The following is a 25704-nucleotide window of genomic DNA, read 5'->3' on the forward strand; positions in this document are numbered from 1 at the left end:
GGGGCGAGCGCCGCAGGTCCACCACCGCGACGCACGCCCCTCTGGGGATTCAGGTTCTCGGGATTCCGGCCAGGTGGATGCCGCCCTCACGCTGGTGCAGTGCCTCGATCAACGGACGGCACGGCCACTCGTCTTTACAAGTCCGACAAGTTGGCGCTCGTGAGTCCGACCGTTTCGACCGGCGGCCGAACACTCGCGACAGGGTGCGTCGCAAGAGGTTCCGACGAGGCGTGTGGTGTGCCGCGACCGCGCCCTCGCATTGTGGAGGCTGCCGATCGGAGGGATCGTGGTCGGGACCCCGATCCTGCGCCGATCGCGGGGCGGGCGTGGTGTCCGGCCCCACCGGGCGCGAACGCGGCACCGATGACTCCGGGCCGTCGAGACGTCCATGTGGGCGGGCCGAAAGCCAGTACGGACGGCCACGCCGGACTACCGAGAGCGGACGCGGGTGATCCAGCAGGGTCGCCTCGGCCGTGTTCAAGGGCGAGGACGTTCGCGAGCAGAGACCTTGGGCGTCGGGCGCGACCTGGGTCGGCGGTGGATGTGGGTGGGTTGGTTGAGTCGCGACCATTGCGGCTCGGCTTGGCTGGCTTGGTTGGACGGGTTCGGTCGCGGTTCGCGTGAGCCGCTGCCGGGGGTGCTTCCTCGTCACCACGGGGTATCTGCCGATCGCCGTTGACGTCGACGGGGTGCGGCGCGGGAACGGTCCGAGTGGGCCGGGGGTTCGACGACCATTGTGGTAGATCGACACGAAGACACCGTGGGCGGGACAGCAGGCGACGCGGCGCGGCGCGTCGGCCGGAACGGTGTCGACGAAGATCGTGACGGGAGCCCCGTTTCGGTTCCGCCGCAACCACTTCGGGCGAGCCTCCGGGGGCTTTTCCCGCTGTCGAACCTGCGGGTTCCCCTCCACGGCCGTGTGGTTCGGCCGGGCGTCCGAGCGGTTCCCCAGAGCCTCCGGGTCGTTCCACCGAGCCACCGGGTGGTCCTGGCGATCCCGCGGACGGGGAGGCCGGGCCTCGTTCCGTTCGACGGCACTGCCGGGTTTCGGTGTCCACCAGTGCGTTCCCGAGGGGCCGTTCAGCGCTATGTGCAATGTGGTCACGACTATGCCCCCTCGCGTTCCTCGGGATGGTCGGCGGCCCCATCCCTGTCGGTCGGCAACGGACCGGACCTTCCGGCTCGCACCCGAACAAGTTCACCCTCCGAGTGATTCGTGGTTCCGTTCGGGTCCGCCAGGGCCTGGGACCGTTGGGACGCGCCGGTCTCCTTCCGAGCGGGGTCGTCCTTCGAGTGATCCGTGGCGTCCCGAGGCTTGGCGAGCGCGTGGGACAGCCGGTGCGGTTCGCTCTTCCACCAGTAGGTGTAGTCGGTGTCGAGAGTGTCCGGACCGCACAGTTCCACGACGACGTCGTGCGCGTCGGGTTCGCGGGGGTCGGCGTGGTCGGATTCGGTCGTGGTGTCGGCGCGGTTCGGTGTCGCGNCGCCCGTCCGGGCGGCGGTGACGCGGTGGCCTCGGTAGCGGTCGATGCCTGACCGCGTCAGGTACCAGGCGATGGCTGGTTCGGCGGCCCACGACAGCTGCGCGGTGTCGATGAACAGCAAGGGGATCGCGGTATCCGCGCCGGTGACGACGCCCAGCGCGGCGGAGACGACACCGCCGGGAGACAGCAGGTCGAGCCGTAGTCGACCGGTCGTCTCCTCCGTCACGACCACGAGTCGGCCCTGGATGGTGAAGGTCCCCAGTGGAGTGCCACCGTGACCGGCGCCGCCGTCGACGTCCGCTCGTTCCCGATAGGACGTTTCGAGGGTGGGGGCGTTCGGGTTGTCCAGGGAAGCCACCGGAGCGGACCGGTATCGATCGATGGTGTTGCGGGTGAGCAGCCAGGCGATCGCGGGCTCGTCGGCCCAGGATCGTTGCGCCACATCGAGAAACACCAGTGGGACGGCGGTGTCTAGGCCGGTCAGCACCGCGAGGGGGCCGATGATCCAGCCGCCGACGCCGAGTAGGTCGAGACGGACCTCTCCGGGGCTGGTGGCGGTCGCGACGATGGGTCGTTCGACCGTCGTGAAGACGCCGAGCGGCCGGATTCGTTCCGGGCCGGCGCAGGTGGCGGCGTTCGGTGGCGCGCCGTGGTGGCGGCCGTTGAGCGGGTCGGGGCGGCGAGGACCGACCGGGATCGGGCAGTGGGCAGGGTCGTAGATAGGCATGTGAACCCCCAGGTATCTGAGTATTGTGGACACGCGCGCCGGGCAGCGCGAGTCCTGACAATGGACTGTCGAATGTGGGGCGATTGCCTTGGACGATGGCGGCGGCAGCGCCGGGAGACCTGTGGCGGTCGACGGCGGCGCCGTCGCGACAACGGCCCCACGGGGAACGACGGCAGCGATCGTGGCGCGCGCGGGACGGCGCGGGCTTCGACTGGGTCGCTTAATCGCAGGTCACGGCCGGAAACTGATCGGCGGGCGTGAATGCTGCGGTATCGAGGTAGCCGGGCCGTTACCCGGCTGGCACAATGGGTACGGATAGGGGTCGGTTTCCGCCCATGGCGGGAACCTCCTTTCATAAGACCGGAGCGGCCCTCAGCTTGCAGGCATGGCCCGCTCCGGTCGTCTTATATCTCCACACGCGACGCGCGGGAACTCTTGTGAGATAGCCACTCTGGCGAGCGCCTACCCAGCGGATACTACTCGGTGTGATCGGCCCACGGAATACCCCACCCCCCAAAGTCGACATATTCGTATGGATCGCTTTATTCTGTCACGCTCCACACTCGCGTGAGTGTTCCTTTATGGATTGATCTGTGGTTGCTTCCGTTCGGACCGGCCATACTTCGGCTTGGTGGGGCGACGTACGAAACCGCAAGACGAACCGCTCGCAGGAAGAGAGACCCACCAAGCCGGGAAACGCAAGCAGGCACGACCCCGGAGGGCTCCTCCCGTCTGCGCAGAGGTCGAGCCTCGCGGCTTGGTGGGTCTCCGTTACCGACAGAGCAGAAAGCCGTAGTCACATACACCGCCCCACCAAGCCGAAAGTTCCCGCGCGGCGGGTTTGGATGAAAAGGCAGTGCCCGGAGGGCGCCATTCGTCTACGCGTGGGCGGGTTTGGTACCTCGGGTTTCGGGACCAACGGCCCACCCGCCACACCGGCCAGGCTTCGGCTTGGTGGGGCGACGTACGAAACCGCAAGACGAACCGCTCGCAGGAAGAGAGACCCACCAAGCCGGGACACGCAAGCAGGCACGACCCCGAAGGGCTCCTCCTGCCTGCGCAGAGGTCGAGCCTCGCGGCTTGGTGGGTCTCCGTTACCGACCGAGCAGAAAGCCGTAGTCACATACACCGCCCCACCAAGCCGAAAGTTCCCACGAAGGCAGTGCCCGCAAGGGCGCCATTCGTCTACGCGTGGGCGGGTTTGGAAAGAAAAGACGGTGCCCGGAGGGCTCCTCCTGTCTTTGCAGAGGTCGAGCCTCGCGGCTTGGTGGGGCGACGTACGAAACCGCAAGACGAACCGCTCACAGGAAGAGAGACCCACCAAGCCGGGAAACGAAAGCAGGCACGACACCGGAAGGGCTCCTCCCGTCTGCGCAGAGGTCGGGTCTTGCGGCTTGGTGGGTCTCCGTTACCGACCGAGCAGAAAGCCGCAGTCACATACACCGCCCCACCAAGCCGAAAGTTCCCACGTGGGCGGGTGAGGAGAGAAACGGCAGTGCCCGCAAGGGCGCCATTCGTCTACGCGTGGACGGGTTTGGAGAGAAGAGGCAGTGCCTGGAGGGTGGTGACGCCGCTTTATCGGGGGAGGCAGAACAGTGGAGAGACGAGCGATTCCGTCTCTCCACTGTGATGTATCTGGTTACTGCCGGGGTGGGTTTCCCGGAGGGGGTGCTTGCGGTGGCGGCTGCATCGGCGAGCCGCCCGGCGGGGTTTGCTGCGGGGGCTGCCACTGCTGCGGCGCCTGCCCACTACCCGGCGGTGCGTAATTCGGCGGACCTGACGACGGAGGCCCGCTCATCGGGGAACCGGGCGGACCGCTCATCGGCGCCCCCGGTGGGCCGCTCGTCGGGGCCGAGGCTCCCTCGCGCATTGCCGCGGCACGCTTCTTCTTGTCGCGCACGCGAACCACCACGACGATCACGGCGAGCAGCACGACACCCGCCACCGCGATGACGCTGATCAGGAGCGTGTTGTCGACACCCGAGACGATCGAACCGTCGGCGGCGTCCGGCGCATCCGCACTCGGATCGACCTCATCCGGCTTCTCCTCCGAGCCCGGCTCCTTCATCTCCTGGCCCGGAACCTCGGCGGTCAACGCCTTGACAGGGTTGATGACGCCGAGCCCGAAATCCTCGTCGATACCGGGCGGACCGGCGTCGTCGACGTTTCCGAGAACCCGGTTCACCAGATCCGTCCAATCCAGATCCGGATAGACCGACTTCACCAAGGCGAAAGTCCCCGCGACGATCGGCGCCGCACCAGAGGTGCCGGAATTCGTGAAGTAACCTCCGCCGGCCTTCGCACTGGGCAGGTCCTCAGCGGGAGCGGAAACCGCAAGATACTCGCTTGCGGGTGAAAGGTCGGCCGACTTTTCCCAATCCAACCCGTCCTTAGTGGTCCCGGAAACGGGGATCGCGTCCTTGTAAGCTCCCGGAAACTCGGTACCCATTGTCTCGGTGGCGTTGTCCTTGTTACCAGCAGCGGCCACGACTGGAATGCCATGTTCTTTGGCGTAATTCACGGCCTCTTGGCCAGCGGTATTCCCAGAAGTCGTTGTCGAAACAGAAATCACGTCAACACCTTGATCGACAAGGTAACGAATGCCCTCGGCCGTCCAATCATCCACGTTCCCGGCCGAATTCTGATCCCAGCCGATAGCGACCGAAATTATGTTCGCGTCCGGCGCGATTCCGAGCACTCCGCTGCCGTCCCCATGTCCACGCCCCACCAGGATCGACGCAATGCCAGTTCCATGGTCACGGATATCCACCAGGGGGTCATCCGACTTACCCAATGGGATACCCGCAGAGACCGCGTCCTTGAGATCGGGATGCGTCGCATCCACTCCGGAGTCGATCAACCCGATTGTGACCCCCTTCCCCGTGGAGATCTCGTGCGCCTCGGCGATACCGAGGGTCTCCAGGTACCACTGGCTGTCACGGGTCTCGTCGGCCACCGCCTGCTGAGGAAGGGCGACGACCGCCGCACAGCCGAGGCCGAGAGCCACTGCGGCTCGAAGTATGCGCATACGTTCTTCCTTTGGGGTGTACGAAAAACGGCGTTGTAGCCACCTTAGCGGGTGGCTACAACGCCGTCACAGTTGTGAGGCGACCGTTACCAGTCGTTCTCGTCCTTCTTCTTGCGATTCTTGCCCGCGCGTTCGCCGAACACCGCCTTGCCAGGCGTGTGCTCCGCGTCGGCGGGAGGCGGCGTCCAGCCCCGGATGACACCCGGAACCGTCTGCTGATCGACACCGAAGACGTTGTCGATCGGGCCATCGGAGTTGATCGGGTCGCGGTCGTCGACCTTACGGTTCTGACCACGGCCGAGCTGACCCATGTTGCCCTTGGCACCGGCCGCCTGAGCGCCGCCCTTGGCCCCACGGATGACGCCACGGTTGAGCTGCTCGCCACCGGACTTCATCTTCGGGGCGCGGACGCCCGCCTGGCCGCCGCGACCGTTGTTGGCGATCGGGCTGGTCTGCTTCGGCCCGCCGAGCTTCGACGCCCGGCTTCCGATCACGCCGCGCGAGTCAATCCCGGCGCGCCCGACCTGCGGGCCACGCGCGTTGTTGATCGAGTTCGGTGTGCGCACACCCGGACCCGTTCCACGCTGACCGCCCGGCATCTGGCCACGCTGACCACCCGGCATCTGGCCACGCTGACCACCCGGCATCTGACCGCGCTGACCACCAGGCGGGCCACCGCGCTGGCCGATGACCGGCGGCTGCAAGCTGCGGATCGGCGGACGACCACCCGGCGGCATGCCGGTACGGCCGGTCGGAGGCGTCCCGGGGCGCTGACCGATGACCCGCGGCACCGTTGGCTGGGGCGGGCGCGGTCCCGTCGGAGGACGACCACCAGGGGGCTGACCGCCGATCGGGGGACGACCACCAATCGGGGGACGACCACCGATCGGAGGACGACCCGGCGACGGCGTCGGACGAGGGCTCGGCGTCGGGGTGGGACGCGGCGGCGGAGCCGGAGTCGGACGCGGAGGCGGCATCGGAGTCGGACGCGGCGGTGGCATCGGAGTCGGACGCGGAGGCGGCATCGGAGTCGGTGTCGGCGGCGGGGGCGGAATAGGCATTCCGCTACCCGGCGGCGGGGCCACCGGCGGAGGCACCGGACCCGGAGGCGGTCCTACCGGAGGAGGCACCGTACCGACGGGCCCCTGCAGTTCCGGCGAACCACCCGGCGGGCGGTTCCGCAGCGAGCCCTCGACCCAGCCGTTGCTTCCGCCTGGACCGCCACCGCCCCAACCGTTCGGGACCGTGTCCCAACTGTCGCCTGGGTCAGGCGCCGGTTCGTAGGTCGGCGGGTTCCAGATCTCCGTGGCCCAGGTGTCGCCCATGAGCTCGGACCAGCCGTCGAGAGAGGTGCGCGCCTGCTCGTCGAAGGGGCGGCGCTCCTCCTCCCAGTTCGGGGCCTCGGCGTTGTTCATGCCGAAGAGGTCACCGAACTGGACGCCCTCGTCGGCCTCCTTGGCCTTGTCGTAGTCGCCCTGGACCTTGGCCTTGTGCTCCAGCCACTCCGTGTTCTGGGTCTCCACCGCCGACTTCGCGTAGGTCGCGTAGTCGTGGATGCTCTCCCAGCCGGAGGCGTTGCCTTCGGCCCGCTCCCGGGCCGTCTCCATCATGTCGAGCGTGCGCTGGATCTCTTCCCAGTACACATCGGCGGCGCCGCCCGTCCACGAGGCCTTGGCCGCGGCCACATGGCCCTCGATCGCCGCCTTCTGCTCGCTGAACAGTGTGGCCATCGTGCGCCAGCCCGTGGCCTGGTTGTTCATGGCCTGCATGTTCGTGTCGGCGCTGACCATCTCGAACAGTTCCTCGACGTTCAGGCCATCGAAGTCACCCATCGTCACACCTCCTTACGTGTGTCGGCCGGCTCAGACCGGCTGGTTCGGGTAGGGGCCACCGGAGTACGCAGGTGGCGTGGGCTCCTCTGGGATGCCCGTGACCTCGCGGACCCGCTCGACGTCGGCGGAGTTCAGAGCGTCGCGGCTCTGGAACTCGGTGACGATCTTGTTGGTGATGCGCGAGATGTTGCGGACGCCGTCCTGGAAGTTCTTGAGAAGCAAGGTGGCTTCGGTCATCGCGTTGTCGTGGTACGTCACGATGTGCTTGACAGTCGTGTACCGCGGGTCGTTACCGAGCGGCGTCTCAGATCCGGGCACGGGCGGGCCGTACTCGCCGGGGGCCATGGTCTGAGTGAAGTTCGCCTCCACAGCAGCCTTGCCGTTGGCGATGTTCGTGACCTCACCGCTCAGGGCAATCGCGAGACCGTACACGGTCTCAATGTCGACCTCGACAGGCTGGTGGCCGGTGTCCGCGGCAGGGTTGTACGTGCCGCCGCCGCCTCCGCCGTCGTGTGCCTGATTGACCATCGTTTATCTCCACAGGGGATCAGTGCGGCACGGGCGTGCCGCGAGGGTATTCCATCAGTGGTTAAGACAAGAGTATCGCCTCAGTCAAGTCTTCCCTCTCCCATCTTCGTGCCATCCCAGGGCATTTGACATGAATTTGAAACAAACGGGATGTCACTCTCCGACGGAAAGCCGCGCCACGACTACCATGCGTCAATGGCGCCGCGACATCGTTTCAATACCATCCATTTCGGACGATTATGACGCAAGCCCGGCACACCGAGAACCCGAGAAGTACTCACCATTCCCGGCGGCTGCGGCGCTGGCGCAGACTCGCCCGCCGCATCGTACTTCCACTATCGACTGTCGGCCTCGTCGCGGTCCTCGCGCTGACCGCCCACGCCCGCCTCGGAGGCGAACCCGCGAGCGCCCAGCAGCCATTTATTTGGGGAGGTGGCACGGTCTTCATCGCGGGCAGTTCGAGCGAGGAGATCTACACGGATTGCCTGATCACGCCCGACGCGGGCGAGCGGCGACGGGTGTCGGTGCCCAGTGCGGACGGTGGCGTGGCCGTGGACCATTGGTTCCCCGGAGAGGCTCGGATCGCCTGCGGGCGCTCGGTTTCGGTAACGACCGGCTGGCAGTCGACCCTTTACCCGCTCGCGTTCCAACAGAGCCTGGTCTTCGGACTGGCCGCCATGGCGATCGGCGCGTGGTGGTTCGGTCGCTCCCGCAAAATGTGACCCTTTCGTAATGAATTCTGTGGGTTTTTCGTGGACTCGCCCAAACGCCCAGTTGTTCGCCAAAGGGGCACATCGCGCTTTAGGGATGTTTCAACGCATTTAGGATGAAATGAGATGGGATCGGTACGAACGGCCCCTCGTCCGCTTCACAGCTCGATGGCGATCGGTCGGGTCATATCCGCTCTGGTCGGGTTCGCCCCCGCCGGTGGCCCGGTCCCCCGGCTTGGTGGGGCTCTTCTTCCGTCCACCGCAGAGAGCGGCCTGTCCGTACANCGCCCCACCAAGCCGAAGAAAGTACCGGCCGGACGGCGGGGGTGGGTTCCCGGGAACCGGGCCGGGTACGTCCGGCGTCGCGCGGGCCGCGAACGCGCCTTTCCCCGCCACCCAGGCATTCCCGGCGGGATGGTCCAGACAACCGGACCGGTGTGGGTTTCCGGGACCCGCGCGGTGACGTGGTCGGTTCGCCGGGGTTTTCGGTATCGTCGGCTGCGTTGTCGCTGATCGCCGACGACTCGCCATCGCGCTCTCGATCGCACGCGGATCGGCCCGGCTCAGATGAGGACCTGGCGACACGAGCGACGTGACGACCACACGAGGCAGGACCTCCGTGAAACCGAACGCGGCCTTGGCATCGCATCGTCGTGGTCGTCTCCATAATGCGTCGAGACCGTGGAGGAATGGCCCATGACGACTGCGAGGCGATTGATCGTGGTGACGCTCGCCGCGGCGCTCACGGGTTGCGCGGCCGACACCGACAACCCACCGGACGACGCCGCTCCGTCGTCGTCGGCGCCACCCGCGTGCGTCGAGGAGAAGGACGTCCTGACCTTGGTGGACGACGGCTTCACCCTCTACGACGACCCCGACAACGACAGTTGGGACATCAACTACGCGGCGGTGTTCGAGGCGGCGAACGGCGCCGCGATCGCGCACTCGACCGTCGAGATCCGTTGGTACAACGCCGACGGGGACCAGCTCGCGTTGTACGGATACGACGTTCCGAGCGACTACGACCGAGAGGTGACCGGACTGAGTCGTGTCGGGGAGGACGGGCGCCACGCGGTCACGGGGACGATGATGCTGGACGAGCCGGCCGACAGCGTCGAGTACACCGTCACCGGTTCGTGCGTCGGGGAGGCACCGGTCGGTCCGACTGTCGCCGAGGCGGAGTGGACCCAGGACGGCGACACCGCGACCCTCGACACCACGTTCGCCGAAGCGCTCACCGAGAAGGAGGCCCTGACGGTGGTCCTGCGGGACGGCGACGGCGCGATCGTCGGTGGCACCCATGCGACCTTCGACGACGGGGATCTACTGCGCGACACCACTTCGACCTATCGCGCGGACGTCAAGCTCAACCCACCCGGAATGCTCGCCACTGAAGTCGAGGTCTTCCCACTCCAGTGACGTCGCGGCGTCCGATGGTGCCGTCGGCTGTCTTCGGCTTGGTGTGGGAAGGCGCCCTCCGGGCAACTGCCCGGTTCAGGCTGGCCGCGCGTGTGGTCGCGTCTCCCGGCTTGGTGGGTCTCCCCTGCGGTCACGGCAGAACGGTGCGGGTTCCGTACGCCGCCCCACCAAGCCGAAAAAAAGGGGGTGCAGCCTGGCGGAGAGAGTCTTCTCGGTCGGCCACCCACCAAGCCGAAGAATGTCCAGACTTGCGGTCAGAGAGTCTTCTCGGCCAGCCCACCACCAAGCCGAAGAATGTCCAATCTGGTGGCGACGTCTTCTTCCTGGCTCCCAACGGTGCCGACAGATACCCATAGTTGTGGCCCCTTGACACAATCCCCTACTGTGTCTGTCGTGGCAGGGAATCAGGACGAGGAGACCCATGGGAATCATCGCGGGCGACACGACTGACGAAGTCGCCACGAGTGACACGCAACTGATGGAACGGGTCGAGGAGCTGCTCGACCTCGCCGCCACAAGATCCATTGAGGACGAGGACGGGTGCTGGGTCCACGAGGACGCCATGGAACCGTTCCAGGATCTATATGAGCGCCAGACCTTCGCGTTCGCCGCGCATCCGGCGAACGCGGCCGAACTCAAGACTTACCTTGAGGACACCGGCGCCGTCGCCTACGGAGCCGACGACGTGGTCGAAGTCGACGTACCGCAGTACGGCGCGTACCGCTGGTACCTGAGGGGCGGAGGGGCCTGGCGGCAACGACGGGAACAGTTCGCCATCGTCCGCCGACTCAGCGAGCGCGCCTTCTCGTACAAGCGGGAACGCCTACTCGAGTCGATGGCCGTCATGGAACAGGTTCGCGACGGCCTGGCGCCAGCCGTCGACCAGCCCGACCTGGAGGCCATTGAGGACATCAACCTCACCGGCGAGGGCGCGATGGACCAGCTCGCGTCGCTGTTCGACGCGACTTGGGACTGGGGCGTCGACATCGAGGGCGTGCGCATCACCCTCAGCAAGTGGGAGGGGGCCGCGGCCTTCATCTTCACCTGCCAGTACTGCACCGTCATGCCCTCGATCCTGTTGGGACACGCCCTGATCGCGCACATCCTGGCCGAGTCGCTCGACCTCGTTCAGGCGGCCTTCGACGGCATCCGCACCCAATCGAGCGCGAGGCTGAGCGAGGCGCTGTACCTGCTCGAGCTGTACCCGGGCCACACCGACGTGCAGACCACCGAAACGGACTGGGCCGCGGTGTTGAACATCGTGTCCGGGGTGACATCGGTGCTCGCGGGAGCGACCGGCGGTGTACCCGTGGTGGCGGGCGCGTTCGGGGTGATCTCGGGGGCCGCCTCACTGGCGGTCAACATCATCGGAAGCCCGGGCTATACGGAGATCGCGAGTCGGAAACCCGATCTCAGCGGCGCGACCGTCACCGAGATCATGATGAACCTCGCGGAGATCCTCGGGGCGTATCTCGACGCGGTGGAGAACACCGAGCGAGTCCTGGCGGAGTTCCACACGGAGTTCCGGGATTACGTGACGAACAAGACAGTGCCCGGCCTCGAAATCGCCAACCCTTACGGCAATCCGCCGTACTGGAACCTAGCGCGCCACAATGTCTTCTTCGTGCCGAAGGAGCCTGATATCGGAAAGATCGACAGCGGTGATTCCTTCTCCGAGATCAGCAGTGACGACGTCATGGGCCCCGCCCCGGATGATGGCCTCCGTTTCCGGGCGGAACTGACGGCGCTGCTCAATAGTGGTCACGTCTACCTGCCCGCGCTCTCCGAGCGTTTTCACTCTCTCATCGGGCGTGGCGCCGATGAAGGACTGGGTTCGGGTTTCGACCGCGTCAGCTCGGACATCCACGGACAGACGCACGGCGGCCAGGGCGTTCTTTATCCACAATGGCAGGAGACCTATGAGCTCTTCGAGTCGGTGCTGTCACAGACCGCCGAGAACCTCGACTCCGCCGCCGCCGGACTGATCGCGGCCGCGTGGGCCTACGCCGAGCAGGATCAAGTGGCCAAGGACGCCATTCTCGCAGCCGGGGACTACCTCCCATGACAAAGGACTGGACCATGCTGAGACGACCTGCGCTCGGCGCCCTCGCCGTGCTGTTGATGGCCACCGGATGCGGCGGAGAGCCCGCGGCATCGCCAACCCCCGAACCATCCACCGAGACGACCGCCTCGCCCTCGCCATCAGGCCCCGAACTGCCGACCGAGTGCACCAAGTGGGCGGAGGAACCGACCGAAGGTCGAGTACAGATCTCCGAGTCGGAGATCTACTTCTCCAACAACGGTGGCGACAGAATCATCTTCAACGCCGAGGTCGCCAACACGACCATGTTGACGGCGGTCGATGTCGCATTGCACTACAGAATCTATGTGGACGGTGAAGAGGTCACCGACGAACTCGACGAGAACTTCCAGAAGTGGTGGGCGACCCACCTGAGCCCGGAAATACCGCCGTCCCAGCCGTTTCCATACATGAACAATCCCGTCGAACGGGGCGACTCCTTCGAGACCCCGAAAACATGGGTCGGCAAGGACGTGACGCTCCAGGTCGAAACGGAGGAGCCGAAGCGGTGGTGCGTCCCCGACAAGATCTGGACCCCACCAGAACTCGCCGGTGAACCGCCCGAGGGTTGCACGCCCATCAACAACGACGGCACTCTGGCCCTCCTTCCCGGCGGGGATGTCTACGCGCACCCCGACTACGACAACATCGAACTTGGTGTCATCGCGATGCACCGAGAGGGGCGGCGGACGGCATGGGACATCCAGGTCACGATGCGCCTGTTGCGCCACGGCGAGGACGTCACCGCACAGATCGACCCGGAACTACCCGGCAAACTCAGCGACCTGACCGTCGACTACGTCAACGACGAACGCGTCGGATACTTCTTCGGCACCATCTTCGACCCACCACAGTGGGCATACGACGGCTTGGAACTCGACGTCCAATACGACATCGGAGGCTGGTGTGACCCACTCGCCTGAGAGCCCGTCACCGCAGCCGGCCACCATCCGATGTGTCCCATTGGGGCACAGCCCATTTCGGGGAGCACTCGCATGACCGAATTCGGCGAACGACTGCGCACCTTGACCATCCGCGCCCAATCCCACGATGGCCGCGTCCGTGCGATCATCCGAGGCGTTCACAGCAGGCCCCGGATCGCATTCACCTCACCCGATGACTACGCGTCCTTCCAGAGCGCGGACGAAGCGGCGGCCGGCATCGCCGAAGTCATCGAGTCCGTTGTGGATGCGGTGGCCGCCGAGCGCGGGCGGTTGATCTCCGCGCACACGCCGTTCACGGTTTCCGGCTCGGAGCATTGGAACGCGCGCTATCGCCGCGTCGAGTCCGCGCGGCAGGAGTTGGAGGCGGTCGCGTTCTCACCCGATGGGGCCGTCGGGATGCGTTCGTGGGGGCTGCGCGATTGGGAGGTCCGGCTCGCACCGAACGCACTGCACGTGCTGTCGGCGGCGGAGTGCGCGGCGGCGGTGAACGCCGCGATCATCGAGGTCCATCGCGATCACGCGGCCCAATTGTGCGCGTTGAGGTCCGGAGAAGAAATCGACGTTCGTTGATCGCGCTCCCCGGGCACGCGAAAGCCCGGCCGAGCCGAAGCGGCCTGGAGTCCACTTCGGTTCGGCCGGGCGGGTTCGAACCGATGGTCGCTATGCGACGGTCGCGAGTTCGTCTGCCGCAGCGAGGATCTCGGCCGCCGCGTTGCTCACCTGGGTGTAGACACCGGGGTAACCGGGACGGGCGCAGCCTTGACCCCAGCTGACGACGCCGACCTGGACCGGGTCGCCCGCTTCGGTACGCGCGATCATCGGACCGCCGGAGTCGCCCTGACAGGTGTCGATGCCGCCCTCGGGAACGCCCGCGCAGAGCATGGTGTCGGGGTCCAGGTCCGCGCCGTACGCGTCGGCGCACTCGGCGTCCGGCACGAACGGCACTTCGGCCTTGAGCAGGTACTGCTGCTGGGAACCACCCTCGGAGTCGGCACCCCAGCCCATGATCTCGAAGGGGCCCTCGTCATAGTCGCCGGTCTCGGCGATCGCCAGGAGCTGGGCGTCCGCGACGGGCTCGGAGAGCTTGATCAGCGCCCAGTCGTCGATGCCGCTGGAGGCGTAGGTGGGCGAAACGTGAACGTACTCGGACTGGTAGTCCACGACGTCGGGGCTGTCGAGGTCGACCGAGCCGTACGACGCCGTGATCGACGTGTCCGGGCCCGTGGCGTCGACGCAGTGCGCGGCCGTCAGGACGATCTGGTCGGTCAACAGCGAACCGCCGCAGCCCATCGACAGACGAACCATCCACGGGTACTCGCCCTCATCGGCCGGTGTCCCGCCGACGACATTGATGCCGGGATCAGCGTCGGCGGCCGATGCCGGGAGGGACGCCGTGCTGATCGCCAGAGCGCCGACGGCAACCGCCGCGCCGAGAATCGCGAGCCTTGTCGTTCGTTTGTTCACGATAGGTCTCCTTATGAGAGTTCGTCCCGTGACGTGCGCCACGGAACGCTTGTCAAGGACCCTAGAGGAGACATAGACAGTAGGCAATACCCGGTATTCTAAATGCTCATTAAGTTTCGCTGTACGTCTTCTGTGAGTCCGTCGGCAAGACAAGGAGAACAACAGTGACCCCGGGGAATCACTGCGACACAATGAAACTCAGAGCATGGACGTGCATGCTCCACATCGGCCGGAGCGTCTCGACCATCGTGCCCGTGCGGGTCGCGCGACCGAAACGACCTCCCAAAAGCCGCCAGGTCGCCCCCTTCTCGGGAGCTGACTCTGGATGTCGTCCACTTGGCCGCCGACGGATTCGCCTGACGTTCGAACCCATCACCACAACCTCGACTACCTCTACAACGGATCCAAGGGCACCGTCCCCACAACGACGGAATCGGTTCTCTCACTGTCTTTCGTGAGGACGACGACAGTCGACAAAGCTTCGTTCACCATCTCGCGGAGGCCGCCGCAATCATGACTCCGCAATGGATGGGCACAAAGGATGATCGAGCGGAAGACCGCCAGATAGTACTAAGCAGCGCCCCNAACCGTGAACCGGTTCGGGGCGCTGGGGTCAGACTATTCGAGTGCGACCTTCAGGACGTGCGTCCTAGAGGTCGACGCTCCAGTTGTTGAGGGTGCCCGTGTCGCCCGAGTAGGCGTCGGTGACCTTCAGCGTCCAGGTGCCGTCAGCGGCCACGCCGGACAGGTCGACGGTGTAGGTCTCGACGATGTCGTCGGCGCCGTCACCGATGCCCGAGGACTTCAGCGTGTAGGTCGTGCCCGCCGGGGACACGAGCTGGATGCCGATGTCGCCACGGTAGGTGTGGGTGATGTCGACCGAGACCGACGCGGTGGCGGTCGCGGACTCGCCGCAGTTCACGGCGATGGTGGAGGTGACGGTGCCACGGTCGGCGATCGGGGCGGCCGTGTTGTTGGTGCCGACGCAGTTGCCGGGCTCGCCGGGCTCGCCCGGGTCGCCGCCGAGGTCGGCCGCGGCCGCGAGGATCTCGGCCGCCGCGTTGCTCACCTGGGTGTAAACGCCCGGGTAACCGGGACGGGCACAACCCTGGCCCCAGCTGACGACGCCGACCTGGATCGGGTCGCCCGCTTCGGTACGCGCGATCATCGGGCCACCGGAGTCGCCCTGGCAGGTGTCGGTGCCGCCCTGCTCGAGGCCGGCGCACAGCATCGTCGCCGGGTCGAGGTCGTTGCCGTAGGCGTCGGCGCACGCGGCGTCGTCCACGAACGGAACCTCGGCCTTGAGCAGGTAGCGCTGCTGGGGGCCGCCCTCGCTGGGAGCACCCCAACCCATGATCTCGAAGGTGCCCTGGTCGTAATCGGCCGTCTCGGCGATCTCGATCAGCTGGGCGTCCGCGACGGGCTCGGAGAGCTTGATCAGCGCCCAGTCGTCGATGCCGCTGGAGGCGTAGGTGGGCGAAACGTGAACGTACTCGGACTGGTAGTCCACAATGTTCGGGCTCTGCAGGTCGACGGAACCGTACGACGCCGTGATCGACGTGTCCGGGCCCGTGTTGTCGACGCAGTGGGCGGCGGTGAGAACGATCTGGTCGGTCAGCAGCGAACCGCCGCAGCCCATCGACAGACGAACCATCCACGGGTACTCGCCCTCATCGGCGGGCGTTCCGCCGACGACGTTGATGCCGGGGTCGGATTCGGCGGCCAATGCCGGGAGGGACGCCGCACCGACGGTCAGGGCACTGGCGACAAGCGCCACGCCGAGGCCAGCGAGGCCTCTCATGGTTTTCCGCAAAGTGGGTCTCCTTTGTGAAGGAGGAGCACGTGAGCAAACGTGTTCCTCATTACGCCAGACGCTAATCGAGAAATCGATGTATAGCAATACTGCTTATGCTTGCGTTAAGCCTTGCGTCCCAACTTGTTACCGAACGGTTGGGTAACCATTAGCGACACTCGCCCCGAACCCGAATCACGGGCCGGGGCGCGCCCCGGGAGCGGCCCACACCAGCACCCTCGCGGTGCGCGACAATGACTCCATGTCCGCAACACAACACGCGCTGAGGCTCGGCGAGCGAACCTTCTCCCCCGGCGAGGTCGCGATCATGGCGATCGTCAACCGCACCACCGACTCCTTCTACGACGGTGGTGTCACCTTCGCGTTCGACGCCGCCATCAAGGCCATCGAGACGGCGGTGACGGCCGGCGCCGACATCATCGACATCGGAGGGGTCCGCGCCGGACCCGGACCGGAGGTCACGATCGCCGAGGAGATCGACCGGACCGTCCCGCTCATAGCGGCCGTCCGCGCCGCGCACCCGACGGTGGTGCTGTCGGTCGACACGTGGCGCGCGGACGTCGCCCGCGAAGCCATCGCGGCGGGCGCCGACCTCATCAACGACACTTGGGCCGGAACGGATCCCGGGCTCGTCAAGGTGGCGGCCGAGACCGGCGCGGGCCTCGTCTGCTCGCACACCGGCGGGCTCGAACCGCGCACGATCGCCGGGAAGGTCCACTATGACGACGTCGTCGTCGACGTCATCGAGCAGACCAGCGGGGCCGCCGAACGGGCCGCCGAGGCGGGCGTCCGGCGCGACGGGCTCCTCATCGACCCGACTCACGACTTCGGCAAGGCGACGGTCCACTCCCTCGAACTGACGCGACGCCTCGACGAACTCGTCGCGACCGGCTGGCCCGTCCTCGTCGCGTTGTCCCGCAAGGACTTCGTCGGGGAGACCCTCGACCTGCCGGTGGCGGAACGCCTGTCGGGGACACTCGCGGCGACGGCCATCTCCGTGTGGCACGGCGCTCGCGTCGTCCGCGCCCACGACGTCGCGGCGACACGCCAGGTCGTGGACATGGTGGCCTCGATCAAGGGCGACCGCCCACCCGCGGCCCCGGTGCGCAGCATCTGACGAGCCGTCGCTTTGGGCGATGGCGCGCCACCACCACCGAAGCCGTCGTGGCCCGCGGGTGGTCGGCGCCAGTCGCGCCCGCGTTCGTCCTCGCCCTGCCGAGTGACGAGCTGAGGCACCGTCGACGCCGCGCTCCGCCCGGCCCGAACGGTGTCCAACGGACGCCATTCCGCCGAAACGTTCGGCCCCTGGCTTTCTCGGGCGAACGCCCGGTCCGCTCGACAGGGCCACCGATTCGCCTGTGGTCGCCGCGTACGTCCGGCACCAAGCCGCGTTCCCGCCTGTCCCCTGTGGAGTCGAGTTGATCGCGGGAGCCGCCGACCCCGTTCGGCCGTGAGTATTCGGCCTTATGGGCGGTGAACTCGTTCCCACGACGAGGACGAGCGGCGGCGCGGATCAGCTCGCGGCGGAGTCACCCGCCGCGATGGTCACACCTCGGCGGCCTTGCGAAGGTAATCGCACTCGCGGGCGATGTGCGCCACCGCCTCGTCCACATCGTCCGTCAGGAGCATCAGGTCCAGGTCGTCCTTGCGGATGTTGGCGGCCTGAAGCATCCGGTCACGGAGCCAGTCGATGAGGCCCTGCCAATAGTCCACACCCAACAGAACGACGGGGAAACGGGTGACCTTCTTCGTCTGCACGAGCGTCAGCGCCTCGAACAACTCGTCGAGGGTGCCGAAACCACCCGGCAGCACGCAAAACGCCTGCGCGTACTTGACGAACATCGTCTTACGGACGAAGAAGTACCGGAAGTCGATCCCGACGTCCACGAAGTCGTTGAGCTTCTGCTCGAACGGCAACTCGATACCGAGCCCGATGGACACTCCGCCGGCCTCCCGCGCTCCCCGGTTCGCGGCCTCCATCGTGCCCGGACCACCGCCGGTGATGACGCCGAAGCCCGCGCGGGCGAGCGCGCCGCCGAGTTCGACACCGAGCGCGTACTCGGGACGGTCCGGTGTGGTGCGCGCCGACCCGAACACCGACACGGCCGGTTCGAGGTCGGCGAGGGTGTCGAAGCCGTCAACGAACTCGGACAGGATGCGCAGGGCACGCCACGAGTCACGGTGCTTCCACTCGTGCCGGTGGACGGTGTCGAGCAGGTGGGCTTCCGTGGTGACCTTTGGTTTCACTGTGGTTCTCCCGTCAGATAGCGGCGCAACAGATCGGCGCATTCGGCGATCCGCGCACAGGAGACGTGCTCGTTCCTGGTGTGCGCGAGATTCGGGTCCCCCGGTCCGAAGTTGACGGCCGGTATGCCGAGCGCGGAGAAACGCGCGACGTCGGTCCATCCGAGTTTAGCGACGGCGGGTCGACCAGTCGTGGCGAGAAACTCGCTGACGACCGGTGCGGACAGGCCGGGCTGCGCTCCCGGGGCGATGTCGGTGATCTCGACCTTGAAGTCGGCGAAGACGGCCCTGACGTGCGCGATGGCCGCGTCGGCGGTCCGGTCGGGAGCGAAGCGGAAGTTGACCTCGACGACGCACGAGTCGGGGATGACGTTCCCGGCGACGCCGCCCTTGATCCCGACCGCGTTCAGGCCTTCGCGGTAGAGGCATCCGTCGATGTCAATGCTGCGGGCCTCGTAGTCGTCGAGTGTTCTGAGGATCGCGCCGGCGCGGTGGATCGCGTTGTCCCCCAACCAACTGCGCGCCGAGTGCGCGCGTGTGCCGGACGTGGACACCTCGGCTCTGAGGGTGCCCTGGCAGCCCGCCTCGACCTCCCCGTGCGTCGGTTCGAGCAGGAACGCGAAGTCCGCGGCGAGCCATTCCGGCTTCGTTGCCGCGATCTTGGTGAGGCCGTTGCGATCGCTCTCGACTTCCTCGCAGTCGTAGAAGATGTACGAGACGTCGTGGACGGGCTCGGTGAGCGTCGCGGCGAGGTGGAGCGCGATCGCGGTACCCGACTTCATGTCGGAGGTGCCGCAGCCGTACATGGTGTCGCCTTCGGTGCGCGACGGGAAGTTGTCGTGGATGGGGACAGTGTCGAGGTGCCCCGCGAGCATGACGCGATTGTCCCGGCCGAGCTCGGTGCGGGCGTGAACCACGTTGCCCTGGCGGAAGACCCGCAGATGGTCGCGGTCCGCGAGCGCGCGTTCCACGGCGTCCGCGATCGTCTTCTCGTTGCCGGACACGGATTCGATGTCGACGAGGGCGCGTGTAAGGGCCACAGGGTCGGTGAGCTGCGCTTCGGTAAGGGTCGCCACGAACAGTCACGATACGCGGCGGGCGCTCGTCGGCGAGGAGCGTGGGTGGGGCGACATACCGGAGGCGATCGCGGTTCGGGCCGTTGGTCTCGTTGTCCGGCAGGCGCGGATCGCCATCGGTCGTGTCGGCGGGGCTGCCAGCGAGCTTCTCCGACTTCGCCGATTGACGCCGTCGGCCCGCGCCTCGCTCGTTCCTCGCGGCTGGATGCCGGGCTCGGGTTCGGCGCTGTTCAGCGTGCGTGGTGGCTCCGTGCGTCGGAGTCGTTGCCGTCACACGAATGCGGGTGGTTCGCCAGCTCGCACGCCGACGAGCCGACACGCGCCTCACACGACCTGAGACGACGAGTCGCCCCCACGCTGGCTACGGTAGGCGGCATGAGCAGTTACGTGACTGATAGCGCGTGGGGTACGGGCGCGGCCTCGTATTCGTCGGACGGGGCCCTGCTGGACGTGTGGTTCGAACGGTTCGGGCTCGGGGCGCCGAGCGCGGTCGAGGCCGACGTGTCGGTGTCGCGGTGCGACATCCGGGACGTGGAGACGCGTCCGATTCAGGTCGCGATCGATTCGCTGGCGAACGACCCGGTCGACGCGGGTGACGTGTACCTGCGTCTGCATCTGTTGTCGGGTCGGCATATCCGCCCGCACCAGGCGAGCCTCGTCGGGATCTTCGGGCTGCTCTCCAACAACGCGTGGACGGATCTGGGGCCGACTCGGGCCGACCGGATCGAGGAGGCGCGGGCGATGGCGCGCCGAAAGGGCCACATGCTGCGGGTCGACTCGGTGGACAAGTTCCCGAGGATGACGGACTACATCGTTCCGACGGGCGTGCGGATCGCGGACGCGTCGCGGGTGCGCTTGGGCGCGCACCTGGCGTCGGGGACGACGGTCATGCACGAGGGCTTCGTCAACTACAACGCCGGAACGCTCGGGAACTCCATGGTGGAGGGCCGTATCGCGGCGGGAGTCGTCGTCGGTGACGGCAGCGACGTCGGCGGCGGTTCGTCCATCATGGGCACGCTTTCCGGGGGCGGGAAGGAGATCGTCTCCATCGGAAAGCGCTGCCTCCTCGGCGCGAACGCCGGTCTCGGAATCTCCCTCGGTGACGACTGCGTCGTCGCCGCCGGTTGCTACGTGACCGCCGGCTCGAAGGTGACGCTGCCGTCGGGCGAGATCGTCAAGGCGGCCGAGCTGTCGGGCGCCGACAACATGATGTTCTGGACGAACACGGTGACGGGAACGCTGGAAGTCAAGCCCCGCAACGCCGTCTGGGGTTCCCTCAACGAGGCCCTGCACCAGAACTGACCAGCTGATCATTGGGGGCGCACCACAACGGTGCGCCCCCTTCATCCATGAATTGCCCACCTGCGGCGGCTTCCATCACGCTGAGTGAACTCGCGCTGGACGCCGCCCTGTAACCTGCCGACCGACGACACAATTCCGCAATGGAATCCACTGTGTCAGCACTGACCCGGCACAGTGTCCACGATCGATGGGGCATGACATGGGAACCCCTATAGGGAGAAGGATTCGGCGGCGCACTCGAACGCTTGCGCCAAGCAACCCGCATCGATCTTGGCGGTCGACCGGGCCTGGTGTCCTGGACGAACTGGATCAGCGCGGGTTTCTCGCCGAAGCCGGCCAGGCGATCCGATCGCTGCGTGCCGACTACGACGACCGGCACCGCGAACTCAAGAGAATCCACTTCGGAACGACGGACACGAGGGGAAATCACCATGGCTAGGTTGTCGCGGCGCGCGCTGCTGCTCGGCGGGGTCGTAGGCCTGGCGGGGTGCACCACCACCGAACCGGAACAGACGCCTAGCTCACCACCCCGGAACGAACCCGTCCCCAAAACCGACGACATACCCAGCGGCATCACCGTCCTCGAACGCGGATACTCCGTCTACCCGACAGCGCGGCACGACCACTTCATGAACGTTGGGCTCCTCGTCGAAAACCACACCACCGACCACATCAGCGTGTCCGGATCGATCCACCTCCTCGACAAGAGAGGACAAATTCTCCCCGACGGCGGCTCCCATCCGATACTCGGTTCATTCGAGATCACCCCCAAGAGCACGGGCGGAGGAGGCGAAGGTTTCCCCGTCACCGTCGAGGCTCTCGACCATATGGACAAGTATGTCCTCTGGCTGGACTTCGATGTGGTGACCGACCCACGCCGGACGATCGTGCCGACCATCGACCGCTGCGAGGATCGTGACGCCTGGCCGCTGATCCATTTCACCGCCGACAACACCGGAGTCGAACACTGGGGCGTCCACTACAGCACGCTCTACCGCGACGACGACGGCGAGATCACCGGCGGACACATCTTCGACCGATACGCATTCCCCACCTACAAGAACCATCTGCCCGAGGGGGAGGACGAATACTATCCGGAAGGGACCAGCACACACGCCCTCCCCTGTAGCTACCCACCCGATCAAGACCCGGCCAACACCACCATGTACCTATGGTGGGGAGAAGGCCCCGACAACTTCGACGACTACGGCGATTAACAGTGACGACGGCGTCAGCTTGCCCATATTGAGACCGCACCGCCGCACCCGATCTGTCTTCAGCACTTCTCGAGGTTGATGTCGTGCCTCACAACAGGAGACACCACGCCAATGATCCACTATGTCCTACCTGACGATTCTCCATCAGGCCGCCGGGAGAACCTCGGCGGCTGAGCCCGGTCCGAGATCAGGGTGAACTTCGCCGCCTCGCCGACCGCCGGGGCGTCCCCGCCTCGGTCGATCGCGAAACGGCGTCGGTCACACGGACACCTGGGCCCAGTCGAGTTCGGTGCGCCAACGGTCGTCCGCCGCGAAGTAGCTGCGGAAGACCTCGACGACCTTGGCCCGGCGTACCGGTTCGGTGGCGCGGAAATGCTGAGCGCCGGAACCGTCCCGGTATTCGATCGTGAACGTGGAATCGTCGTCGTTGATGAAGGCCTGGACGAACTCCTCCTGCGCGCGACCGAGAATCGCGAAACGCCATCCGTCGACGCTCAGCTGGTCGACCGCCTCGACGATGTCCGTCGGGTCGGTGACCGGCCGAGGATCGTCACCGCCGACGGTCAAGGTGAAGTGCACCCAACCGTCATTGCGCCACACTGCGTCCTGAGTCATGGAACCTCCCTATCCGAGGCGAAGGCCTCGGCTCGACCTGGCGATAACGGCCAGTCTACGAAAGCCGTCCGGCCGTCCATGTTCGCCGCGCGCTCGACGTCGCGACCTCATGGGCGAACGTCGGGCGGCAGGGTGAAGTGCTCGGGTTCCCCACCGAAGTACTCGGCGAGATCCCGCTCGATTCTGGCGGCCGGGCGAACACCGTGCAACACCCGCTCCATCACGCCGTATCGCAGGAAGATGAGCACCGGCGCGTCGAAGCCGACACCCCACTGTCGACAGATCTCTGGGCATGACTCGATGTCGACGGCGGCGACGAGCACCCGGCCGTCCATCTTGGCCTCGAAGGCGACCAGTTCCGGGCCCATCACCCGGGAGTCGAGATCACCGCGACGGCCGAAGACGAGCAGCACCGGGTAACCGCTGCCGAGTACCCGTTCCTGGTAGGTCTCATCGGAGACGACAATCATTCCTCGACCCCCCTGACTCGGTGCCACTCGGCGTCGGTGCGCCAGAAGTTGTCGCCCTCCAACAGACTGCGGAACACGTTGACCGCGGTCGGGAGCGACGACGAGTAGTCGACCCGGTAGTGCCGGTCGGGCGAACCGTCGCGAAACTCCAGGTCGAAGCCGTCGGCGGCGTTCGCCGTCGCCCTCGCGTAGGTGTCGCCTTCGACGAGGACGACCGCGCTCCCCGGGACGAGCTCGGTCAACGCCAACTCGATGACATGACGATCCGGATCGGAGACGGGATCACCGTCGCCGGAACGCAGGATCATGGTCGTTCCTCCTTCCCGTTCAAGAACGCGAACGCCTGCTCCACAAGGAGATCCGGGTCGGCGGGCACCCGCACCGAGCCGCTCACGTACGCGGGACCGGCGGGGCCCCACTCGATTCGACGCGCCTCGCTCCGGTAGTTCTCGAACTCCACGAAGCCCTCCGTCAGGCCCTCGAAGCTCGGCAGTAGACGACCGAGGAACGCCGGGTCCATCACGTACCGGCGGCCGTTGACGGTGCCGCTGCCGTCGGCCTTGGCGTAGGCCAACCGCAACGACGGCGACGGCGCGCGCGTCAGGTCCTGGGTCTTGACGATGCGCCGGAATCGCAGGCTCGCGTCCGCTTCGCTCTCGACCCCCGAGACCTCGCACTCCCATCCGGGGAAGACCGCGTACGTACGCGCGGACAACTCCGGAAAGGACACCGCGTTGACCGCCGCGACCGACGGCAACAGTGCGATGAGCGAGTCGAACGTCAAGTCCGGGTAAGCGAAACCGTCGACCCGCGCCAGCGGGACCGCCGCCAGCAACCGCGCCGAGTGCCAGCGGGCGAACCCGAGAACCGAGACGAAGAACCCGTCCGGCATCTCCTGCCGAGCGCTGGCCTGGAACGCGAACTCGGCGTTGCCGCTCACGGCGATCGCCCGTCTGGACCCGCCGTCCCGGAACGTCCACGCCTGTTCGAGACCGGGGAGCGGCGACAGCGCGGCGCCGCTCCAGTTGGTGATCAGCCCAGCTACGTCCATTCCATCCATCCTCTCCCCTGAGGGCGTCGATCAGGGACGACCTGGAGCGACGACGCGGCCGTTAAGGTCGACCGCCAGGTTTCGGCCTCGGCTGGTAGTCGTCCCCCACGTCCTGTTGATACGTCTGCTGCTTGCCGTTCTCGTCGCGGCCGCCCTTGCTGGAGTTGTCCTCAACCGACTCGACCGTCATGTCGTCGGTCTTGTTGTAGTAGTCGTCGCGGGCCTGCTGATCCTGATTGTGCCCAACCGTGTTCCAGTGCTCGACGACAGGCGGGTTGTGGTCGTATGTCACGTTGACGCGCTGGTCGCCGTGGCGATCGGTGTAGTAGAACGGGATCTGCTCGTTGTTGGAGTTCCGCCACGTCAACTCCTCACGCGGAATGCGCTCGGTCACCGGGTTCCCGTTGGAGTCGGTCACGGGGTTGCCGCTGGAGTCGGTCACCGGCCGCGTCGGCCAACCGCCCGCCTCGCGGCCCTCGTCGGTGTAGCGGGTGACCATGTCCTCATGTGTCGAGGGACGATAGCCGCTCGGGTACTGACGGCGGTCGTAGTCGCGAGGACCGGCGTTCGGGTGCTCCGCGAAACGGTTCCCGTAGCGCAGGCGGCCGTCGCTTCCGTAGTAGTAGCCCGGGGGCAGGCCGTTGTTGGACGAGTTCCCGCCCGCGGCCGTGCCGTCGTCCAGGCTCTGCCGCGTCGTCGCCTGGATGTCACCGATGCTCGCGGTGCTGCCGCCATGCGTTCCGGATTGATTCCCGTTGCCGTCACCGTCCGTTCCGTTGGTGCCGTTCGTACCGTTGTTTCCGTGTCGTCCGATGAGGACGACCGTGGTGAGCAAATGAATCAGCTTCAGCAACATCGAGGGGATCCATTCAACGGGGAAGCGATATGAGGACCATCCCCATTATCTCCGACGATGCACGCTTTGCGAATTCAGCTGACCAGCCGCGTTCGGCGGGCGCGATCCCGCGCCCGACACACGTCCAGTCGCAGCGTGAGGGGCCCGGCGATTCATCCGACATGGCCCCACAACCCCGGGAAGGACCGCGCTCGCGCCGTTCGATCCCCCGAGCCACGCCGAAAAGCTCCGGTCCTCGACGAAGCCCGTCGTCCGGATCGGCAATCGACGACGCTGCCCGTTCGAAAGGTGCGCACGCGGACCGTCGTCGGCTTCGCCGCCCGTTCCGTTCCGTCCGTTCATTCGGCGGTCTTGTCGCGGTGCCAGCGCAGGGAGACGAATTCGCCCGCCCGGATGACGAGACGGGCGAGCTCGAAGTCGACACGGAGACCACCGGTCTCCCCGACCTCATCCCGCAGAAGTTCGACGTCCTCGACGACCGACGTCTCTGGTGTCCCCAAGGGAACATCGACGTCGACGTATGTCCATGATTCGGGCGGCCACGCCCACGTCGGCAGGGACGGCCAGGTCCCGTCCTCGACCCGCAGCGTCCAGTCCGTGCCGGTGGTCACGGCGACGGATCGCCCTTCCCCCAACAACAGTTCGTATCCCTCGGGATTCGGGTCGACGACGCCGTTCTCGATCTCGCACACCGCGACGACACAATGGACGACCGCGCCGACGAATCGGCCAATTTCATCCATAGTGGCCATCCGATGGCGTCCAGGTTTCCGAGGGCCCACCCCGGCGCTCACCGTCACGTCGTGGGCTCGACGCCGATGAACACTGAGCCCCCGCGCCCTTT

The 25704-nt window shown here is 66.5% G+C and carries 21 protein-coding genes; 8 read left to right on the forward strand and 13 right to left on the reverse strand.

The features are described from left to right. Positions 1–3850 precede the first annotated feature (3850 nt). The 3 genes from ACM9NP_RS18010 to ACM9NP_RS18020 form a co-directional block, all read right to left on the reverse strand. On the reverse strand, positions 3851–5239 hold the full coding sequence (locus tag ACM9NP_RS18010) for a S8 family serine peptidase (protein WP_415647897.1): 1389 nt from the start codon (positions 5237–5239) through the stop codon (positions 3851–3853). 86 nt (positions 5240–5325) lie between these two features. Then, a complete protein-coding gene (locus tag ACM9NP_RS18015) occupies positions 5326–7071 on the reverse strand; it encodes a hypothetical protein (protein WP_415647898.1) in 1746 nt (581 codons plus the stop codon). Between the two features lie 30 nt (positions 7072–7101). Beyond that, entirely contained in the window at positions 7102–7599 is a 498-nt protein-coding gene (locus ACM9NP_RS18020; protein ID WP_415647899.1) for a hypothetical protein, read from the reverse strand. Positions 7600–7838: 239 nt separating this feature from the next. Between ACM9NP_RS18020 and ACM9NP_RS18025 the strand changes: the two genes are divergently transcribed. The 5 genes from ACM9NP_RS18025 to ACM9NP_RS18045 all read left to right on the forward strand — a co-directional run bounded on the left by ACM9NP_RS18025 (position 7839) and on the right by ACM9NP_RS18045 (position 13322). Further along, complete coding sequence (locus ACM9NP_RS18025) at positions 7839–8321, forward strand: hypothetical protein (RefSeq protein ID WP_415647900.1); 483 nt, start codon at positions 7839–7841, stop codon at positions 8319–8321. 684 nt (positions 8322–9005) lie between these two features. Further along, entirely contained in the window at positions 9006–9728 is a 723-nt protein-coding gene (locus ACM9NP_RS18030; protein ID WP_415647901.1) for a hypothetical protein, read from the forward strand. Between the two features lie 421 nt (positions 9729–10149). Further along, positions 10150–11793, forward strand: a complete 1644-nt coding sequence (locus ACM9NP_RS18035; RefSeq protein ID WP_415647902.1) for a hypothetical protein — start codon at positions 10150–10152, stop codon at positions 11791–11793. A 14-nt stretch (positions 11794–11807) separates the two neighbouring features. Next, the gene (locus tag ACM9NP_RS18040; protein ID WP_415647903.1) at positions 11808–12731 is read left to right on the forward strand and encodes a hypothetical protein; all 924 of its coding nucleotides are present in this window, start codon (positions 11808–11810) and stop codon (positions 12729–12731) included. A 72-nt stretch (positions 12732–12803) separates the two neighbouring features. Beyond that, positions 12804–13322 carry a hypothetical protein gene (locus ACM9NP_RS18045; protein ID WP_415647904.1) on the forward strand — a complete coding sequence of 173 codons (519 nt, stop codon included), beginning with the start codon at positions 12804–12806 and terminating at the stop codon, positions 13320–13322. Positions 13323–13412: 90 nt separating this feature from the next. On the opposite strand, the gene ACM9NP_RS18050 is transcribed toward ACM9NP_RS18045, so the two are convergent. After that, a complete protein-coding gene (locus tag ACM9NP_RS18050) occupies positions 13413–14216 on the reverse strand; it encodes a serine protease (protein ID WP_415647906.1) in 804 nt (267 codons plus the stop codon). 649 nt (positions 14217–14865) lie between these two features. After that, positions 14866–16017, reverse strand: coding sequence for a trypsin-like serine protease (locus ACM9NP_RS18055; RefSeq protein ID WP_415647907.1), 1152 nt, complete (start codon positions 16015–16017; stop codon positions 14866–14868). Between the two features lie 253 nt (positions 16018–16270). On the opposite strand from ACM9NP_RS18055, the gene folP reads away from it, so the two are divergent. Next, positions 16271–17146, forward strand: coding sequence for a dihydropteroate synthase (gene folP / locus ACM9NP_RS18060; RefSeq protein ID WP_415647908.1), 876 nt, complete (start codon positions 16271–16273; stop codon positions 17144–17146). Positions 17147–17574: 428 nt separating this feature from the next. Here folP and ACM9NP_RS18065 read toward each other — a convergent pair whose 3' ends face one another. Both ACM9NP_RS18065 and dapE read right to left on the reverse strand, forming a co-directional pair. Next, on the reverse strand, positions 17575–18318 hold the full coding sequence (locus tag ACM9NP_RS18065; RefSeq protein WP_415647909.1) for an LOG family protein: 744 nt from the start codon (positions 18316–18318) through the stop codon (positions 17575–17577). Next, the gene (gene dapE / locus ACM9NP_RS18070; RefSeq protein ID WP_415647910.1) at positions 18273–19349 is read right to left on the reverse strand and encodes a succinyl-diaminopimelate desuccinylase; all 1077 of its coding nucleotides are present in this window, start codon (positions 19347–19349) and stop codon (positions 18273–18275) included. The genes ACM9NP_RS18065 and dapE overlap by 46 nt, the downstream gene beginning before the upstream one ends. 375 nt (positions 19350–19724) lie before the next feature. On the opposite strand from dapE, the gene ACM9NP_RS18075 reads away from it, so the two are divergent. Together ACM9NP_RS18075 and ACM9NP_RS18080 are read left to right on the forward strand one after the other, a co-directional pair. After that, the gene (locus ACM9NP_RS18075) at positions 19725–20651 is read left to right on the forward strand and encodes a DapH/DapD/GlmU-related protein (protein WP_415647911.1); all 927 of its coding nucleotides are present in this window, start codon (positions 19725–19727) and stop codon (positions 20649–20651) included. A 431-nt stretch (positions 20652–21082) separates the two neighbouring features. Continuing rightward, positions 21083–21868 carry a hypothetical protein gene (locus ACM9NP_RS18080; protein WP_415647912.1) on the forward strand — a complete coding sequence of 262 codons (786 nt, stop codon included), beginning with the start codon at positions 21083–21085 and terminating at the stop codon, positions 21866–21868. Between the two features lie 258 nt (positions 21869–22126). On the opposite strand, the gene ACM9NP_RS18085 is transcribed toward ACM9NP_RS18080, so the two are convergent. From ACM9NP_RS18085 to ACM9NP_RS18110, 6 genes are all read right to left on the reverse strand, one after another. Beyond that, positions 22127–22483, reverse strand: a complete 357-nt coding sequence (locus ACM9NP_RS18085; protein ID WP_415647913.1) for a hypothetical protein — start codon at positions 22481–22483, stop codon at positions 22127–22129. Between the two features lie 107 nt (positions 22484–22590). After that, complete coding sequence (locus tag ACM9NP_RS18090) at positions 22591–22953, reverse strand: thioredoxin family protein (protein WP_415647914.1); 363 nt, start codon at positions 22951–22953, stop codon at positions 22591–22593. Next, the gene (locus ACM9NP_RS18095; protein ID WP_415647915.1) at positions 22950–23261 is read right to left on the reverse strand and encodes a hypothetical protein; all 312 of its coding nucleotides are present in this window, start codon (positions 23259–23261) and stop codon (positions 22950–22952) included. The genes ACM9NP_RS18090 and ACM9NP_RS18095 overlap by 4 nt, the downstream gene beginning before the upstream one ends. Then, entirely contained in the window at positions 23258–24004 is a 747-nt protein-coding gene (locus tag ACM9NP_RS18100) for a hypothetical protein (RefSeq protein WP_415647916.1), read from the reverse strand. The genes ACM9NP_RS18095 and ACM9NP_RS18100 overlap by 4 nt, the downstream gene beginning before the upstream one ends. Positions 24005–24065: 61 nt before the next feature. Then, positions 24066–24860 carry a hypothetical protein gene (locus ACM9NP_RS18105; RefSeq protein ID WP_415647917.1) on the reverse strand — a complete coding sequence of 265 codons (795 nt, stop codon included), beginning with the start codon at positions 24858–24860 and terminating at the stop codon, positions 24066–24068. A gap of 338 nt (positions 24861–25198) precedes the next feature. Then, positions 25199–25603, reverse strand: a complete 405-nt coding sequence (locus tag ACM9NP_RS18110) for a hypothetical protein (RefSeq protein WP_415647918.1) — start codon at positions 25601–25603, stop codon at positions 25199–25201. Positions 25604–25704 lie beyond the last annotated feature (101 nt).

The organism is Stackebrandtia soli (assembly GCF_965137155.1).
GTDB classification, from domain to species: domain Bacteria; phylum Actinomycetota; class Actinomycetes; order Mycobacteriales; family Micromonosporaceae; genus Stackebrandtia; species Stackebrandtia soli.